We start from the raw sequence: 16,913 nt of genomic DNA, 5'->3' as shown, positions 1-16,913 counted from the left end.
GGTCGGGCCGATGCGTCGGTACCGTCGCTGTAGTTGCTGGTAGCCGCTGGTCTTTCAGCAGCGACGTGCACCACAGCCGATGAGTGCATTGTTCACCGACGAACGATACGGAGGAAACGTGGCGCTTCCCCAGTTGACCCCAGAGCAGCGTGCTGCCGCTCTCGAGAAGGCAGCTGCTGCCCGCAAGGTCAGGGCCGAGCTCAAGGAGCGCCTCAAACGAGGCGGCACTGATCTCAAGCAGGTGCTCGCGGACGCCGAGACCGATGAGATCATCGGCAAGATGAAGGTGTCGGCGTTGCTGGAGGCACTGCCCAAGGTCGGCAAGGTCAAGGCCCAGGAGCTGATGACGGAGTTGGAAATCGCGTCGTCTCGGCGTCTGCGCGGCCTCGGCGATCGTCAACGCAAAGCTCTGTTGACCAAATTCGATTTCGAAGCCTGAGATGACACACGACTCGTCACCACACGGGAGGGGCCGGCTGATCGTATTGGCAGGTCCCTCCGGTGTCGGCAAATCCAGCGTCGTTCGAGTCCTTCGGCGGGTGCTGCCCGAACTGTGGTTCAGCGTGTCCGTCACCACGCGGGCGCCGCGGCCCGGTGAGGTCGACGGTGAGGACTACCACTTCGTCACCCCGGAGGAGTTCGACCGGATGATCGAAGCGGACGAATTGTTGGAGTGGGCGAGTGTGCACAGCGGTCTGCACCGTTCCGGCACCCCGGCTGCTCCCGTCGAGCAAGCTTTGAACGAGGGCAAGCCCGTTCTGCTCGAGCTCGATCTTGCCGGTGCGCGGGCGGTTCGCATCTCCAAGCCCGAGGCGACGCTCGTGTTCATGGCGCCGCCGACGTGGGACGATCTGGTGCATCGATTGACCTCACGGGCTACTGAGGAAGGTGCCGCGACCGAGCGCAGACTCGAGACCGCAAAGGTCGAGTTGGCAGCGCAGGAGGAGTTCGACACGGTCATTGTCAATACCGATGTCGACCATTCGTGCGAAGAGTTGGTATCCTTGTTGGTCGGTAGGTCGTCGGTCGGTTGACACCGGCTTTCATGACGTCCCGAATAGTCGCCGAACAGCGTTTTCGCAGCACCAACGATGCAATTTCAGGAGATCAACAGTGAGCAGCACTTCAGTGGCCGGTTCCGACTTCGACGCGCACAGCGCACTCCCGGCTTACGACACGCCGCTCGGTATCACCAACCCACCGATCGACGAGCTCCTCGCTCGGACGTCGTCGAAGTACGCGCTGGTGATCTACGCAGCCAAGCGTGCGCGCCAGATCAACGACTACTACAACCAGCTCGGTGACGGCATCCTCGAGTATGTCGGCCCGCTCGTCGAGCCCGGCCTCCAGGAGAAGCCGCTGTCGATCGCGCTTCGCGAGATCCACGAAGACCTGCTCGAGCACACCGAAGGCGAATGAGAATCGGTAAGGACTAGAGCCGTTGCGCGTAGTCGTCGGAGTGGGCGGCGGTATTGCCGCCTACAAGAGTTGTTCCCTCATCCGTAGCTTCACCGAGAACGGTCACCACGTTCGCGTCATCCCCACCCAATCCGCGTTGGAATTCGTGGGGAAGGCAACCTTCGAGGCGCTGTCCGGGAGCCCGGTACACACGGACGTCTTCTCCGATGTGCCCGAGGTGCCGCACGTCCGTCTAGGCAAGGAAGCTGACCTCCTCGTCGTTGCCCCTGCCACTGCGGACCTGATGGCTCGCCTTGCTGGTGGTCGAGCAGACGACTTGCTCGCGGCCACCCTGCTCACTGCGCGCTGCCCGGTGCTGCTCGCTCCGGCGATGCACACCGAAATGTGGGAGCACCCCGCGACAGTCGCCAACGTCGAGACGCTGCGCAGCCGCGGTGTCACGGTGCTCGAGCCTGCATCGGGTCGGTTGACGGGCCGCGACACCGGAGCCGGCCGTTTGCCGGAGCCCGACGAGATCTTCGGTCTCGCGATGCTCCTCGCGGAGCGCGCCGATGCGTTGCCTCGGGATCTGGTCGGGCGCAAGCTTGTGATCACCGCAGGTGGAACCCGCGAACCCCTCGATCCCGTTCGGTTTCTCGGCAACAGAAGTTCGGGCAAGCAGGGGTATGCGCTCGCCCGTGTCGCGGCGCAGCGCGGCGCCGACGTGACTTTGATTGCCGGCTTCACCACCGAGCTTGCCGATCCAGCAGCCGTCGATGTCGTCCACGTGAAGACCGCACAGCAGATGCAGACAGCGGTTCGCAAGTACGCACCGGATGCCGATGCGATCGTCATGGCTGCTGCCGTGGCCGATTTTCGCCCGGCAACCATCGCGGGAAGCAAGATCAAGAAGGGCGCGAACGAGCCGGATTCGATTCCGCTGGTGCGCAACGACGACATCCTTGCGGGTCTCGTCGATGCGCGGACCGCCGGAGAAATCGAATCATCGACTGTCATAGTCGGTTTCGCAGCCGAGACCGGCGACGAACACGGCGATGTGCTCACGTATGCGCGTGCGAAGCTCGCGAGGAAAGGCTGTGACCTCCTCGTGGTGAATGCAGTGGGCGACGGCAAGGCGTTCGAGGTCGACCACAACGACGGTTGGCTTCTCGGCTCCGACGGTTCCGAGTCCGCACTGGGTGAGGGATCCAAGGCTTTGCTCGCCGGTCGTGTACTCGACGCGGTGGTCGCTGTCTTCGAGTCGGCTTCGAATCAGCGGTGATTTCAATGGTGCACACGCGCTGTGCGCACGACTAGTGTCTAAATGCGCCTCGCGTCTCTTCGGGACTGCGGCGCCGACACTTGTCCATATAGCTTGGCCGAAACGAATGCGATGACACACGTCGAGAGGAAATCCGTGAGCAAGCCCGGCAGTCGGCTCTTCACCAGTGAATCGGTGACAGAGGGTCACCCAGACAAGATCTGCGACGCGATCAGCGACTCCATTCTCGATGCATTGCTCGCCGAGGACCCACGGTCACGAGTGGCCGTCGAGACGTTGGTCACCACCGGCCAGGTCCATGTCGCAGGCGAGGTCAACACGACTGCGTGGGCGGACATCCCCAAGATCGTCCGCGAGAAGGTCCTCGAAATCGGGTACGACTCGTCGGCCAAGGGATTCGACGGCAATTCGTGTGGGGTAAATGTCGCAATCGGCGCACAGTCTCCTGAAATTGCTCAAGGCGTCGACAATTCCCACGAAGCCAGAGTCGAGGGTCTGTCCGACGACGAGATCGATCGTCAGGGTGCAGGCGACCAGGGACTGATGTTCGGTTACGCCAACACCGACACCCCCGAGCTGATGCCGCTGCCGATCGCTCTGGCACACCGGCTGGCGCGTCGACTCACCGAGGTTCGCAAGAGTGGTGTGCTGCCGTACTTGCGTCCGGATGGTAAGACCCAGGTCACCATCGAATACGACGGTGACCGAGCAGTTCGACTCGACACTGTCGTCGTGTCCACGCAGCACGCTGCCGACATCGACCTGGACAACCTGCTGACTCCCGACATCCGTGAAAAGGTGCTCGGAGCGGTCCTCGCGGAGCTCGACGTTTCCACTCTGGATACGTCGAACGTTCGGCTTCTCGTGAATCCGACCGGCAAGTTCGTCCTCGGTGGACCTATGGGCGATGCGGGCCTGACCGGTCGCAAGATCATCGTCGACACGTACGGGGGCATGGCGCGTCACGGCGGCGGAGCGTTCTCGGGCAAGGACCCGTCCAAGGTCGACCGTAGCGCCGCGTACGCGATGCGCTGGGTCGCCAAGAATGCTGTCGCGGCGGGGCTTGCGGACCGCATCGAGGTGCAGGTTGCTTACGCGATCGGCAAAGCGGCACCCGTCGGACTGTTCGTCGAGACATTCGGCACCGAGAAGACAGACCCGGCGCGAATCCAGGCCGCGATTTCCGAGGTCTTCGATCTACGCCCGGGCGCGATCATCCGCGACCTCGATCTGCTCCGCCCGATCTACGCGCAGACCGCTGCGTACGGCCACTTCGGCCGTACGGATATCGACCTGCCATGGGAGTCGACCGACCGGGCCGACAAGCTTCGCGCGGCCGCGGGACTCGCCTGAGCGGGGTAACTTCAGGGGCAGCATCCGAGCTTCCCATTGCTCGGGTGCTGCCGCTTTTGCCTCTCGCGCACCTCGACCGCGAATTCGACTACCTCGTTCCCGCGCAGTTCGATTCCGACGCCAAACCTGGTGTTCGCGTTCGTATTAGGTTTGCCGGCAGGCTCGTCGACGGCTACATTCTCGAGCGGGCGGCGACCAGTGACCATTCGGGCAAACTCGGCTTTCTCGACCGTGTCGTGTCCGCGGAGCGGGTGCTGACCCCCGAGATCACCGAGTTGGTATCCGCAGTGGCGCATCGGTACGCCGGTACCAGAGCAGATGTGCTGAGGTTGGCGGTGCCGCCGCGGCACGCGAAGGTGGAATCCGAGCCCGTTCCCGAGGTGCCCAGCATCGCAGCGCCCACCGATGTCACAGGGTGGGATCAATACACCCACGGCGGCGCGTTCGTCGATGCTGTGCGTGCGAATCGCAGTCCCCGCGCAGTGTGGCAGGCGCTCCCCGGTGAGGATTGGCCTCGCCGTATCGCCGAGATCGCCGCAGTGACGGCAAGTTCCGGACGAAGTACGGTCATAGTCGTCCCCGACCAGCGTGACCTGGACCGGATGACGGCTGCGTGCGAGTCGGTGGTGGGAGCCGATACGGTGGTCGCATTGTCGGCTGGTCTCGGCCCCGCGAAACGCTATCGCCGATGGCTCGCAGCGTTGCGCCGCGAAGTCTCGATCGTTGTCGGTACCCGAAGCTCGGTCTTTGCTCCCGTGCAGAACCTGGGCCTGATGGTGCTCTGGGACGACGGCGACGACGGGTATGCCGAACCACGGTCGCCGTATCCACACGCCCGGGAGGTCGCGCTTCTACGCGCACACGGAACCGGGTGTGCGGTGGTCCTCGCCGGGCATGCCCGAACCGCAGAAGCAGAAGCGCTCGTCGACGCCGGGTGGGCACACGACCTCGTCGCGCCGAGAGAAACAGTCCGTGCACGTCAACCTCACATCGTGGCGTTGGCGGACAGTGATCACGCGCTGGCTCGAGATCCGGGTGCGAGAGCCGCGCGATTGCCGGCAATCGCGTTCGAGGCGGCTCGGGCGGCGTTGAAGGACGGGCTGGGCGTTCTCGTCCAGGTTCCCCGCGGTGGGTACGTCCCGTCGCTGGCATGTGGCAAATGCCGGAACCCGGCGCGATGCCGTCGGTGCAACGGGCCTCTGTCACTCCCGTCGGCCCCGGGCGCAGACGGGGCGGGCAGCCCGACATGTCGATGGTGCGGGGTAGCGGACACGAACCACAAGTGCACTGTCTGCGGTTCGCGCACGCTACGCGCCGTCGTGATCGGTGCGCACCGCACCGCAGAAGAACTCGGTCGTGCGTTCCCTGGTGTGCCGGTGCATACTTCGGGCGGCGCTTCGGTATTGGACTCGGTGGCGCCGGGTCCGTCGCTGGTTATTTCCACCGTGGGGGCGGAGCCGAGGATCCCCGACGGATACGGCGCGGCACTGCTTCTCGACGGGTGGGCGTTGCTCGGCCGCGCGGACCTGCGTGCTGCCGAGGAGACGCTGCGACGATGGATGACTGCGGGCGCGCTCGTTCGGTCGGGTGCGGACGGTGGCCGAGTTGTCGTCGTGGCCGAATCGGAAATCCCGACGGTTCAGGCACTCGTGCGGTGGGATCCTGTCGGTCACGCACGTAGCCAGCTCGACGAACGAGTCGAGGTCAGGTTTCCTCCCGCCGTGCACGTCGCGGCCATCGATGGAACCACTGCTGCAATCACGGCTCTGGTCGAGAACACTGCTCTGCCGGAGGATACCGAGATCCTCGGACCGGTCGAGCTTCCCGAGGGACAGCGGCTGCCTGCAGGCGGGGGCGAGGACAGGATTCCGGGAGACGTGCAGCGAATCCTGCTCCGAGTGCCTCGGCGGGACGGCGGTGCCCTGGCCCGGTCGTTGGCCGACTCGCAGGCTGCCAGCAGCGCGAAGAAGAGCACCGAAGCAGTCCGGGTACAGATCGACCCGATCAGAATCGGCTGACGCGCATCATGAGGTCGGGAAAATGACGCGCTGGCGAGTCTTTCGACGTGCGGCGGACCCGCCCCCAGTGCAGGGTCCCAAAATCCCGTTGGATCGACTGTTGAGAATCGTGTCGTTGTCTCATGGCAACGACCCCGCGGCGACGCCGATTTTTCCAGGTGACCCGGAGTTTTTGGTGGAGACCACTGCGACCGTCGCCGAGGACGGCTACTACCTGCAGAACGTCCACGAGGGGGAGCACACTGGCTCGCACTGGGGTGCTCCCGCGCATTTTCAGGACGGTGGGCTGACGGCTGATCAATTGCTTCCCGAAGACCTGTTCCTCCCTGCGGTCAAGATCGACATTCGCGAGGAGTCGGCTGCGAACGCGGACTATGCGGTGACGGTGGCGGATCTTCAGCGGTGGGAGTCGGCGCATGGCCGAATCCCGTCGGGAGCTGCGGTCATTCTGTGGACAGGGTGGGAATCCCGTTGGGGCACAGGCGCATACGCAAACGCGGACGTGAATGGTGTGATGCACCACCCGGGGTTCTCGGCCGACGCGGCACAGTGGCTCATCGATACCGGAAGGCTCGCAACGCGCGGAGCGTTGGGATCGGACACATTCGGCCCGGATCTGGGTAACGACAGCACGTATGCGGTCTCGATCAAGCTGTACGACCTGCATCGCCTCAGCCTGGAAAATTTGCGCAATCTCGGTGAGCTGCCGCCAACAGGCGCACACGTTCTGGTCGGCGGTCCGATCAATCGGGCAGGCTCCGGATCGCCCGCGACTATTTTCGGATTGATCCCTCGGTTGCCCTGAGCTCCCATACCTGTTCGCAAGACTGTCCTTGCCAAAGATGCATTGCCGATATATCGTCAATATGTCCAACCAACCAAAGAAGGAGACGGACATGGAGAACTTTTACGAAGCACGGCGGTGGCCTCGGGCTGGAGGCGAGCTGCCTCACCCGCACCGACGAGGTAGGCACGGCGGACACGGCGGGCCGGGAGGATTCGGTGTAGGCGGCAGTCTCGGCCGTGGCAGGGGACGGGGAGGTCGTGGCCGTCGGGGAGACGTACGGGCGGCCGTTCTGCTCCTGCTGGACGAGTCGCCGATGCACGGGTACGAACTCATCCAGCAAATTGTGTCCAGAAGCGACGGTGCATGGAAGCCGAGTCCGGGCTCCATCTATCCTGCTCTGTCTCAGCTCGAAGACGAAGGTCTGGTCCTCATCGAGAAGGTCGAGGGTCGCAAGACTGCACGTCTGACCGAGTCCGGACGGAAGTTCGTCGACGAACACCGGGCAGATCTCGGGTCGCCCTGGGACGATGTTCGCAGCAGTGTCGGTGGCGACGCCATGGACCTTCGCGGACTGATCGGTCTCTTGATGGGCGCGGCCGGTCAGGTCGCGGCAGTAGGAACGGCAGACCAGGTGAAAGCTGCGAGCGAGGTCCTGACGGACGCGCGTAGGCGTCTGTATCGGATCCTGGCAGAGGAGGATCGGCCCGACTCGGACTCGGCCGACCGAGGATCCTTAGAATAGGTAGTTCGTGACAAATCCGTTTCACCTATTCGTTGGAGTCCACTGGTGCGAGTTGTGTTCGCAGGTACGCCTGACCCGGCAGTTCCGTCGTTGGAGCGACTGATCGCGTCGGACAAGCACGATGTGGTCGCCGTGGTAACGCGTCCCGACGCCGCTGCGGGGCGTGGGCGACGAGTCAGCCGCTCACCCGTGGGCATCCTTGCGGACCAGCACGGCATTCCGGTGCTCACGCCTGACCGGCCGTCCGACCCGCAGTTCATCGAAGCACTCTCCGAGCTCGACCCCGATGTCTGCCCGGTGGTCGCATACGGCGCGTTGCTGCCGCGTCCTGTGCTGAACATCCCGAAGTTCGGATGGATCAATCTTCACTTCTCCCTCCTGCCGGCCTGGCGCGGCGCTGCCCCGGTCCAGGCCGCCGTCGCGGCGGGGGACGACGTCACCGGAGCGTCCACGTTCCTGCTCGAGGAAGGCATGGACACCGGTCCGGTTCTGGGTGTGGTCACCGAGTCCATCAAGCCCACCGATACGGCAGGCGATCTCCTCTCCCGGCTCGCCGTCAGCGGAGCTGCGTTGCTCGAGGCCACACTGGACGCAATCGAATCGGGGGAAGCGTCGGCCATTGCTCAGTCCGAGGACGGCGTTTCCTACGCTCACAAAGTCACCGTGGACTCGGCTCGAATCGATTGGTCTTCCTCTGCTGCCGCAGTCGATCGGCATGTTCGCTCGGTGACCCCGGCACCTGGTGCATGGACGACGATCGGCGACATTCGACTGAAGGTTGCGCCGGTGACACTCTCCGACATGGTTCTCGAACCCGGCCACATCGTGGTCAGGAAAGACGGTGTGTTCGTGGGAACAGCAACTAACGCCGTATCCCTCGGCGACATCCAGCCCCAGGGCAAGAAATTGATGAAGGCACTCGACTGGGCACGCGGTGCCCGTCTGACCGAAACGGCGGTAGCCCTGTGAACAATCGTCCAGGATCTCGGAGTGCGAAGGGAAACCGCCCCGAACGCGGCAACGGTCCATCGTCGGCGCCGCCTGTCGACAAGGCCAGGTTGGCTGCCCGCGATGTCTTGAAGGCCGTCCGCGAGCGCGACGCGTACGCGAACCTGGTACTCCCCGGCCTGCTGCGCGACCGCAAGCTGGATACTCGAGATGCTGCATTGGCTACCGAGCTCGCCTACGGTGCCTCGCGTGCGCGTGGCCTCCTCGATGCGGTGATCGAAAGCGGTTCGGGTCGCGCGATTTCCGATATCGACGGGGGACTGCTCGACATTCTGCGTCTGGGTGCCTATCAATTGCTTCGCACGAGAGTTGCGCCGCACGCTGCGGTAGCGACCTCCGTTGATCTGGCGCGCGCCGAATTCGGAAGCGGCAAAGCAGGTTTCGTCAATGCTGTACTCAGGCGTGTGTCCGAGAAGACAGCTGAGCAATGGGTAGACGAACTCGCTCCGGACGCGGCCGAGGATCCGGTCGGCCATCTCGCTTTCGAATACGCTCATCCGAAGTGGATTGCGCAGGCGTTCGCAGACGCGCTCGGTGCCGATGCAGCCGAACTCGCCGACGTTCTCGAAGCCGACGACACCAGGCCCGCAGTGCATCTTGTTGCCCGCCCCGGCGAGATTTCGGCTGAGGAGTTGGCGCTCGTCACCGGCGGCGAAGAAGGTCGATATTCGCCGTACGCGGTGTATCTCGACGGTGGTGACCCGGGAAAGCTGGACGCGGTGCGCGACGGTCTGGCGGGAGTGCAGGACGAGGGAAGCCAACTCGTCGCACGGGCGCTGACGCTGGCGCCCCTGGATGGACCGGACGGCGGCCGCTGGTTGGACCTGTGTGCAGGGCCAGGCGGAAAGGCTGCATTGCTCGGTGCCATCGCCGAGATCGACGGCGCACACGTCGATGCCGTGGAACCGACGCCGCATCGTGCGGAGCTGGTCCGCAAGACGACCAAGTCCTTGCCGGTCACCGTGCACGTCGTCGACGGCCGGGAAACCGGACTCGACGGCGGATACGACCGCGTCCTCGTCGATGCGCCGTGCACCGGCCTCGGCGCGCTTCGGCGACGCCCCGAGGCTCGTTGGCGTCGGTCGGCGAAGGATGTCGGCGCCCTGGTCTCGCTGCAGAGGGAGCTTCTTGCATCGGCGTTGAAGCTCGTCAGGCCGGGCGGTGTGGTCATGTATTCGACGTGCTCGCCGCATCTTTCGGAGACTGTGGCTGTCGTAGCGGACGCAGTTCGTCGGTACGGTGCCCTCGAGCTCGACACCCGCACGCTGGTGCCCGAGGTGCCCGCCATCGGTGATGGACCTTCGGTGCAGTTGTGGCCGCACCGGCACGGCACGGACGCCATGTTCATGGCGGCCCTGCAGCGGCCCGTCAGCTAGCTCTACGTTCCACATCGAGCGGCCTCGGTGTCGAATCGGCAGTGGAGCGATATCGATGACCGGTAGGGGTCACAAGATCGAAGGAGTGCAGCTGCCCGGGCGCGCCGTCGGCGCGTGCGGACCATCCGGGTGTCTCCTTGGCGTAGTTGCAGGCCTCGCACAGGCCGGCACCGTTGTGTTCGCTCGTCGCGCCGCCTGCGTGATGTGGGGTGATGTGGTCGTGGTGCCGAACCGGGGCGTTGCAGTACGGCGTTCGGCACCATCGGTCTCGGAGATCGATCAGCGTGGCCAGGGATTTTGGGAAAGCCCGCGCGGCCGACTCCATGGCAGTGACGGCACCGGTACTGGGTTTGCTGTACAGCCTGCGTAGCGTCGCCGTGCCGTCGCTATCGATCGTATTCGCCACTACGTCACGCGCCAGTGCGGCCGGGATCCGTACCCGTGAGCATGTGCCGGCTCCTGTCCTCCCGCCAACAATGCCTCGTCGGAGATCACGATGACGACTTCCACGGGCACGCCTGTCGCTGTGGACGCGCCGGTGCACCGTTCGACGAGTAGGTCGGCCATGATCTGGTTCTTGCTGCGTTCGACAACGTCGTGGGTGCACATGATGGTGTCGGCGTCTCGGCTGAGCGTGGCGTTACAGCCACTGCGTCTTTCATCGGCAACAAGGCGGTCAGGTACGCCATCGAATCCGGTGCAGGCCTCGAGGTGACTCCCCGCTGACCTGGTGCCTTCCTGGCTCGTTCACTATGGCGGCGCAGACTCGCTCGACGGCCAAGGCATATGCCTTGCCGCGAACTCTTTTGTCTCCCAACCCTCGTAGCGTTACAGGGTCGGAGCAGAGCTGCTCGTCGATGTAGCGACGGTCTTCGCGGTCGAGGCAAATGATCTCTTTGATGATCAACGACGTACGCCATTCGTTCAGGACGCCCGTTCGCAATAGTTCCAGCGCGTTCGGCATGTCGTCGACCAGCATCCGAGCTTGGCCGAGCAGGTGACCTCCACGATTCGGTGATTCCCTGCGAGCCAACGCTATCTGCGCAGAAACCCCCTTGGACAATCGTTCGTTGGGTGTGCCACGACGTCGTCGTTCGTTGCGAACCGCGTTCTCGAAGTCGATACTGATCACCGTCTGGGCGGCGCACACCGCTGATTTCAAGTCCTCGAGCGCGCCGATCTGGTCGATGCGGTCGATGTTGGAAATGTCGGCATCGATCTCTCGAACTGCTACCGCGAACGCTGCAATGTCTGAGCTGTCCACAATCGCCCCTTCGAATGTATGTTCGAGCGTAGCAAAGAGATTGGGCTGCAGCAAGTTTCATCGATGTGAATGCACATTCATAGCTTCAGAGTCGGCCGATCCGTCGGACCGGAGGCTGCAGCGGCGTCTGCTAGGTATTCAGCTGGTCGTTGTCAGCGGTGACGATCTGCTCTGCGTGTGCTCGCCTGGCTTCGATCTCCGAAAGCTGGAAGAGGTCGCTGATGCACTGGTTGCTTGCGCCTAGGAATGCGTAAGGAAAGTCGAAGTGCGGGGCCATGCACCATGAGTGATCGGCGGGCCACCAGATGTTTGGCCTGAGCCCGCGGTAGGAGTCTATTGCGCGCTCGACGGGGCCTCTGAGCAGGATGTAGTTGTACCCGGCTATCTGGACGGAAGGTGTCGAGTCGCGTATCTCGTCCAGGGCGGTGTTGCCTTCCCACAGGGCGAACCAACAGTCATGTGGTGTGCCGGTGTGCTCGGCGAGCAGGCGCGATATGACTGCCAGTTGTTCGGACCCGCGGCCTACACGGGGGAACAGGATCCGCGCATATGCATCGAATCCAACGGGTACAAGGGTTCCCACCGTCGTCTTGGGAACGGCGTTCACGTTGTCGGCGACCCATCGACCTTCTGAGACCTCGTGCTGAAGATCGTCGTCGGACCACTCGCCATGCATGACACAAGTGTGCACCCGGCTGGGCATGCAAGTACCGGTCGATGAGTGTGGGAGTAGCCCGAGTATGAATAGGCAGACGATCCGGGGCTCAGCGACCAGCACACTCGCGACTCTGCAGAGCGACCCCGATGGAGTCTCAGCGTCCGTCACCTCGATCGACTCCGAAGCACAGGCGTTCACCGACTGGTCGAACGGCCAGGTCATCATGGATCCCGTTGGTGCCTCGGTGATGGAAGCCGAGGAATGTTTGCATGACGCGACTACTGCAACCGTCGAGATCGTCTGGGGTCGGGCTCCGGTACAAGCAGGCCCAACCGTCAGGCCAGGGGTAGAGCACTGCGAAAGACGCATTAGGCTCTTGACCGTGGCAGCCCCGATGATCGCACCGTCCATTCTTTCCGCCGACTTCGCTCGCCTGGGTGAGGAAGCCGAGGCCGTAGCGGGTTCGGACTGGCTTCACGTCGATGTCATGGACGCACACTTCGTGCCGAATCTGACGCTCGGGCTGCCGGTGGTCCAGAGTTTGCTGAAGGCGACCGACATTCCGCTCGATTGCCACCTCATGATCGAGGACCCGGCTCGCTGGGCGCCCCCGTACGCCGAGGCTGGGGCATACAACGTGACGTTCCACGCGGAAGCGACGGACGATCCGATCGCAGTCGCCAAGGATATTCGTGCGGCCGGCGCACGCGCTGGTCTGAGCGTCAAGCCGGGCACCCCTATCGAGCCGTATCTCGAGATCCTTCGTGAATTCGACACATTGCTCGTGATGAGTGTCGAACCGGGATTCGGCGGCCAGTCGTTCATGCCCGAGGTGCTGAGCAAGGCTCGTGCCGTTCGCAGACTCGTCGATGCAGGTGAATTGACGCTGGTCGTGGAGATCGACGGCGGAATCAACGCCGACACCATCGAGCAGGCTGCCGAGGCCGGAATCGACTGCTTCGTCGCGGGTTCTGCGGTATACGGAACCGCGGATCCAGCAGCCACCGTCCGTGCCCTGCGGGCCCAAGCCGCCGGGGCGTCCAAGCACCTGTCGCTCTGATGGCGACGGACGGCCGCGTCAGCGAAAGCGACGCGATGGAAATCGCCATCGAAGCCTCCGAAGCGGCCCGAGGCCGGACGAGTCCCAATCCGCCGGTCGGCGCAGTCGTTCTGGATGCCGACGGTGTCGTAATAGGGGTCGGGTCCACCCGTCCGCCTGGTGGGGCGCACGCAGAAATAGTTGCGTTGCAGCGCGCGGGGGAGAAGGCGCGCGGCGGTACCGCGGTAGTGACGTTGGAGCCGTGCAACCACACCGGTCGCACTGGACCGTGTTCCCAGGCGCTCGTCGAAGCGGGAATTGCCAGGGTCGTCTACGCGGTGTCCGATCCCAATCCGCTGGCCAGAGGCGGCGCCCACACCCTCGAAGACGCAGGAGTCGACGTCGAGTCGGGTCTCGGCGCGGACGCCGTCGAGCAGGGTCCGTTGAGGGCATGGTTGCACAAGCAGCGAACCGGCCGTCCCCACATCACCTGGAAGTACGCCGCCAGTCTGGACGGTCGAAGCGCGGCGCAGGATGGTTCGAGTCAATGGATCACCGGTCCCGACGCTCGCGCGCATGTCCACGCTCAGCGCGCCAAACTCGACGCCATCATCGTCGGCACTGGGACCGTCGAAACCGACGATCCGCTGCTGACGGCGCGCTTTCCCGACGGGTCGAATTCGCCTCAGCAGCCGGTTCGGATCGTCGTAGGTGAACGCGACATCGCTGCGTCCGCGCGCATTCGCAACGCGGACGCCCCCACGACGTTCTTGCGCACCCGCGATCCGAACGTCGTGATCGAGGCTCTGGTCGAGCACACCGACGTTCTGCTCGAAGGCGGCCCCCGACTGGCCGGTGCGTTCCTTGCCGCAGGACTCGTCGACCGCGTCGTCGCGTACATCGCCCCGGTCGTCCTCGGTGCGGGGACCGCAGCGGTGGAGAATGCGGGCGTCGGAACAATTTCCGACGCCAAGAGGTTCTCGATCGAGAGCGTTGCCGTGCTCGGATCGGACGTCGTCGTCAGTGCGATCCCCATCCGACAGGTGCAGTCCGCGAGCCACCCCGGCCTCGCCGAAGAGAAGTGAGAACAACTGTGTTCACCGGAATAGTCGAAGAACTCGGCGAGATCGTCGGCAAAGAAGACCTGACCGACGCGGCCCGTTTCACCGTCAAGGGTCCGATCGTGACCTCGGATGCCGGCCACGGCGATTCCATCGCAGTCAACGGCGTCTGCTTGACGGTCGTCGACGTCCTTGCCGATGGCGCGTTCACCGCTGATGTCATGCAGGAGACGTTGAATCGGTCGAGCTTGCAACGTCTGGAGGTCGGCAGCCGGGTCAACCTCGAACGCGCGGCATCCCTCGGCAGCAGGCTGGGCGGTCATCTCGTGCAGGGACATGTCGACGGAACCGGCACTGTCGTGAGCCGCGCGCCGTCGGAGAACTGGACGGTCGTGCGGATCGCGATGCCGACCTCGGTCGCCCGGTACGTCGTCGAGAAAGGATCGATCACGGTGGACGGAGTGTCGTTGACAGTGTCGGGCCTCGGTCAGGACGACAACGCCGAACACTGGTTCGAGATCTCGTTGATTCCCACCACACTCGACCTGACCACATTGGGCCGTTCGGACGTCGGAACACCGGTCAATCTCGAGGTCGACGTGATCGCCAAGTATGTCGAGCGACTGCAGACCCTGGCCGCGGACTAGGTGTGCCGGAAAGTACTGTGAAGGTGTATCTGCACCGCACATTCCGGGTCCAGAACGAAACGTATGGAGCGTAGGACGTGACTAGGTTCGACAGTATCGAGCGTGCGGTCGCTGACATCGCCGCAGGTAAAGCGGTAGTGGTAGTCGATGACGAAGATCGCGAGAACGAAGGCGATCTGATTTTCGCAGCCGAGAAAGCAACACCGGAACTCGTGGCATTCATGGTGCGCTACACCTCCGGCTACCTGTGTGTACCGCTGTCAGGCGAAGATTGCGACCGTCTCGGACTGCCGCCCATGTTTGCCACCAACCAGGACAAGCACGGCACCGCGTACACCGTCACTGTCGATGCACGAGAGGGAATCGGAACCGGAATCTCGGCGTCGGACCGTGCTGCGACGATGCGGCTTCTTGCCGATGCGAACACGGGCGCAAACGACTTCACCCGTCCGGGCCACGTCGTACCGCTGCGGGCCAAGGAGGGCGGAGTGCTCCGTCGGCCCGGCCACACCGAGGCCGCCGTCGACCTTGCGCGTATGGCTGATCTCCGTCCGGCGGGAGTCATCTGCGAGATCGTCAGCCAAAAAGACGAGGGCGCGATGGCTCAGACGGATGAGCTTCGGGTGTTCGCCGACGATCACGACCTGGCTCTGATCTCCATCGCCGACCTCATCGCATGGCGTCGAAAGCACGAGAAGCATGTCGTGCGTGTCGCGGACGCTCGAATACCGACCGCGCACGGCACCTTCCGAGCGGTCGGCTACCAAAGCGTCTACGACGAGGTCGAGCATGTAGCTCTGGTGCGCGGCGATATCCAGGGGCCCGACGGCGACGGCAGTGACGTGCTTGTGCGAGTTCACTCGGAGTGCCTGACCGGGGATGTGTTCGGTTCGCTCCGCTGCGATTGCGGGCCGCAGCTGGACGCAGCCCTCGACATGATTGCGCAGGAGGGACGCGGCGTCGTGTTGTACATGCGTGGCCATGAGGGACGCGGAATCGGATTGCTGCACAAGTTGCAGGCTTACCAACTTCAGGATGCGGGTTCGGACACCGTCGATGCCAACCTCCAGCTGGGACTGCCCGCCGATTCCCGGGATTACGGAATCGGCGCGCAGATACTCGTCGACCTCGGTATCTCCTCGATGCGGCTGCTGACCAACAACCCGGCCAAGCGCGTCGGGCTCGACGGGTACGGTTTGCACGTCACCGAACGCGTTCCGATGCCGTTGCGGGCCAACGCGGAAAACTTGACCTACCTACGCACGAAGCGAGATCGCATGGGTCACGATCTCGTCGGCCTCGACGACTACGAAAGCGGACAGCTCTCGTGAGCGGCGAAGGCGAACCGCGACTCGAACTCGACGGCGCCGCAAGCCTCAAGATCGCCATCGTCGCCGGCCAATGGCATCGAACCGTGTCCGAGGCTCTTCTCGAGGGCGCACAGAAGAAGATTGCCGAAGCCGGAGTCACCGACGTGACGGTGGTGCGGGTGGCGGGCGCCATCGAACTACCCGTTGTGGCACAGGCTCTTGCACGCAATCACGATGCGGTCGTCGCGCTCGGTGTCGTCATCCGTGGCGGCACCCCGCACTTCGAGTACGTGTGTGACGCCGTGACGGCCGGCCTGACCCGTGTGTCCCTCGACGAGAGCACACCCGTCACCAACGGTGTCCTTACCACCGACGACGAGCAGCAAGCCCTCGATCGTTCGGGCCTGCCGGGCTCGAAGGAGGACAAGGGAGCGCAAGCGGCGGCTGCGGCGATCGACACCGCGCTGACACTCAAGCATCTGCGCCAGCCGTGGACCGATCAGGACTTTCGATGACCGACGGTGACTGGGATCTCGAGGTCCGTTCGAAGAAGTCCGCCAGGTACGCAATCGCCGCCGCAGTGCTGCTCGTCGTAGCGCACACGACGGTTGCAATCCTGCTGCGTGTCTCGCCGACCGGGGTCTACTTTCGGACTGCGGACCAAATCGCGATGGCCGGAATCGGGTTCCTGCTCGCCGGAGTTGCCCTGCTGCTGACTCGGCCACGAATCCGGGTGGGGAAGAACGGCGTCGCGGTACGGAACATTTTCTCCGAACGGCTCATCGAATGGGATCTCGTTCGTGGTCTTTCCTTCCCGGACGGCGCGATATGGGCCCGAGTCGACATCCCCGACGACGAGTTCATTCCGGTCATGGCCATCCAGTCGAACGATCGCGAACACGCCGTTGCGGCCGTTCGTACCTTCAGGTCGTTGGAGGCCAAGTACTCCGTCGGACCCAACGACTAGCCT

At 63.9% G+C, this 16,913-nt stretch carries 20 protein-coding genes; 16 read left to right on the top strand and 4 right to left on the bottom strand.

What is annotated here, in order from left to right:
* The first annotated feature begins 118 nt into the window (after positions 1 to 118).
* The 10 genes from mihF to ACODSO_RS08895 all read left to right on the top strand — a co-directional run bounded on the left by mihF (position 119) and on the right by ACODSO_RS08895 (position 9,964).
* Positions 119 to 439: an integration host factor, actinobacterial type gene (gene mihF, locus ACODSO_RS08940; protein WP_068376129.1), complete on the top strand. Its 321-nt coding sequence runs from the start codon at positions 119 to 121 to the stop codon at positions 437 to 439.
* 1 nt (position 440) lies between these two features.
* Positions 441 to 1,034, top strand: coding sequence for a guanylate kinase (gene gmk, locus ACODSO_RS08935; protein WP_068376116.1), 594 nt, complete (start codon positions 441 to 443; stop codon positions 1,032 to 1,034).
* A 79-nt stretch (positions 1,035 to 1,113) separates the two neighbouring features.
* Entirely contained in the window at positions 1,114 to 1,419 is a 306-nt protein-coding gene (gene rpoZ, locus ACODSO_RS08930; RefSeq protein ID WP_068376118.1) for a DNA-directed RNA polymerase subunit omega, read from the top strand.
* 22 nt (positions 1,420 to 1,441) lie between these two features.
* Positions 1,442 to 2,680, top strand: a complete 1,239-nt coding sequence (gene coaBC, locus ACODSO_RS08925; protein ID WP_489036518.1) for a bifunctional phosphopantothenoylcysteine decarboxylase/phosphopantothenate--cysteine ligase CoaBC — start codon at positions 1,442 to 1,444, stop codon at positions 2,678 to 2,680.
* A 135-nt stretch (positions 2,681 to 2,815) separates the two neighbouring features.
* Positions 2,816 to 4,033 (top strand): methionine adenosyltransferase, encoded by a 1,218-nt coding sequence (metK, locus tag ACODSO_RS08920; protein WP_489036516.1) that lies wholly within the window; start codon positions 2,816 to 2,818, stop codon positions 4,031 to 4,033.
* A complete protein-coding gene (locus ACODSO_RS08915; RefSeq protein WP_489036514.1) occupies positions 3,979 to 6,051 on the top strand; it encodes a primosomal protein N' in 2,073 nt (690 codons plus the stop codon). Before metK ends, ACODSO_RS08915 begins: the two co-directional genes overlap by 55 nt.
* Before the next feature lie 22 nt (positions 6,052 to 6,073).
* On the top strand, positions 6,074 to 6,856 hold the full coding sequence (locus ACODSO_RS08910) for a cyclase family protein (protein WP_489036513.1): 783 nt from the start codon (positions 6,074 to 6,076) through the stop codon (positions 6,854 to 6,856).
* Between the two features lie 91 nt (positions 6,857 to 6,947).
* Complete coding sequence (locus tag ACODSO_RS08905) at positions 6,948 to 7,580, top strand: PadR family transcriptional regulator (RefSeq protein ID WP_082897506.1); 633 nt, start codon at positions 6,948 to 6,950, stop codon at positions 7,578 to 7,580.
* A 45-nt stretch (positions 7,581 to 7,625) separates the two neighbouring features.
* The gene (gene fmt, locus ACODSO_RS08900) at positions 7,626 to 8,549 is read left to right on the top strand and encodes a methionyl-tRNA formyltransferase (protein WP_489036510.1); all 924 of its coding nucleotides are present in this window, start codon (positions 7,626 to 7,628) and stop codon (positions 8,547 to 8,549) included.
* On the top strand, positions 8,504 to 9,964 hold the full coding sequence (locus ACODSO_RS08895) for an RsmB/NOP family class I SAM-dependent RNA methyltransferase (RefSeq protein WP_489036549.1): 1,461 nt from the start codon (positions 8,504 to 8,506) through the stop codon (positions 9,962 to 9,964). The genes fmt and ACODSO_RS08895 overlap by 46 nt, the downstream gene beginning before the upstream one ends.
* Here the strand turns inward: ACODSO_RS08895 and ACODSO_RS08890 are convergent.
* The 4 genes from ACODSO_RS08890 to ACODSO_RS08875 all read right to left on the bottom strand — a co-directional run bounded on the left by ACODSO_RS08890 (position 9,957) and on the right by ACODSO_RS08875 (position 11,904).
* Complete coding sequence (locus ACODSO_RS08890) at positions 9,957 to 10,370, bottom strand: HNH endonuclease (protein WP_489036508.1); 414 nt, start codon at positions 10,368 to 10,370, stop codon at positions 9,957 to 9,959. The two genes, ACODSO_RS08895 and ACODSO_RS08890, sit on opposite strands and share 8 nt — an antisense overlap.
* Entirely contained in the window at positions 10,370 to 10,573 is a 204-nt protein-coding gene (locus ACODSO_RS08885) for a hypothetical protein (protein WP_489036506.1), read from the bottom strand. The genes ACODSO_RS08890 and ACODSO_RS08885 overlap by 1 nt, the downstream gene beginning before the upstream one ends.
* A 67-nt stretch (positions 10,574 to 10,640) precedes the next feature.
* Positions 10,641 to 11,228: a hypothetical protein gene (locus ACODSO_RS08880; protein WP_489036505.1), complete on the bottom strand. Its 588-nt coding sequence runs from the start codon at positions 11,226 to 11,228 to the stop codon at positions 10,641 to 10,643.
* A 130-nt stretch (positions 11,229 to 11,358) separates the two neighbouring features.
* Positions 11,359 to 11,904: a hypothetical protein gene (locus tag ACODSO_RS08875; protein ID WP_489036504.1), complete on the bottom strand. Its 546-nt coding sequence runs from the start codon at positions 11,902 to 11,904 to the stop codon at positions 11,359 to 11,361.
* Positions 11,905 to 12,268: 364 nt separating this feature from the next.
* On the opposite strand from ACODSO_RS08875, the gene rpe reads away from it, so the two are divergent.
* The 6 genes from rpe to ACODSO_RS08845 all read left to right on the top strand — a co-directional run bounded on the left by rpe (position 12,269) and on the right by ACODSO_RS08845 (position 16,910).
* On the top strand, positions 12,269 to 12,946 hold the full coding sequence (gene rpe, locus ACODSO_RS08870) for a ribulose-phosphate 3-epimerase (protein WP_068368515.1): 678 nt from the start codon (positions 12,269 to 12,271) through the stop codon (positions 12,944 to 12,946).
* Positions 12,946 to 14,010: a bifunctional diaminohydroxyphosphoribosylaminopyrimidine deaminase/5-amino-6-(5-phosphoribosylamino)uracil reductase RibD gene (ribD, locus tag ACODSO_RS08865; protein ID WP_489036503.1), complete on the top strand. Its 1,065-nt coding sequence runs from the start codon at positions 12,946 to 12,948 to the stop codon at positions 14,008 to 14,010. The genes rpe and ribD overlap by 1 nt, the downstream gene beginning before the upstream one ends.
* Before the next feature lie 8 nt (positions 14,011 to 14,018).
* A complete protein-coding gene (locus ACODSO_RS08860) occupies positions 14,019 to 14,633 on the top strand; it encodes a riboflavin synthase (RefSeq protein WP_068368502.1) in 615 nt (204 codons plus the stop codon).
* Between the two features lie 77 nt (positions 14,634 to 14,710).
* A complete protein-coding gene (locus ACODSO_RS08855) occupies positions 14,711 to 15,964 on the top strand; it encodes a bifunctional 3,4-dihydroxy-2-butanone-4-phosphate synthase/GTP cyclohydrolase II (protein ID WP_068368500.1) in 1,254 nt (417 codons plus the stop codon).
* Positions 15,961 to 16,458 carry a 6,7-dimethyl-8-ribityllumazine synthase gene (ribH, locus tag ACODSO_RS08850; RefSeq protein WP_068368497.1) on the top strand — a complete coding sequence of 166 codons (498 nt, stop codon included), beginning with the start codon at positions 15,961 to 15,963 and terminating at the stop codon, positions 16,456 to 16,458. The genes ACODSO_RS08855 and ribH overlap by 4 nt, the downstream gene beginning before the upstream one ends.
* Positions 16,455 to 16,910 (top strand): PH domain-containing protein, encoded by a 456-nt coding sequence (locus ACODSO_RS08845; RefSeq protein WP_068368495.1) that lies wholly within the window; start codon positions 16,455 to 16,457, stop codon positions 16,908 to 16,910. Before ribH ends, ACODSO_RS08845 begins: the two co-directional genes overlap by 4 nt.
* Positions 16,911 to 16,913 lie beyond the last annotated feature (3 nt).

The organism is Rhodococcus sp. FG69 (genome assembly GCF_057808915.1).
This window is presented reverse-complemented; position numbering and strand designations above follow the sequence as displayed.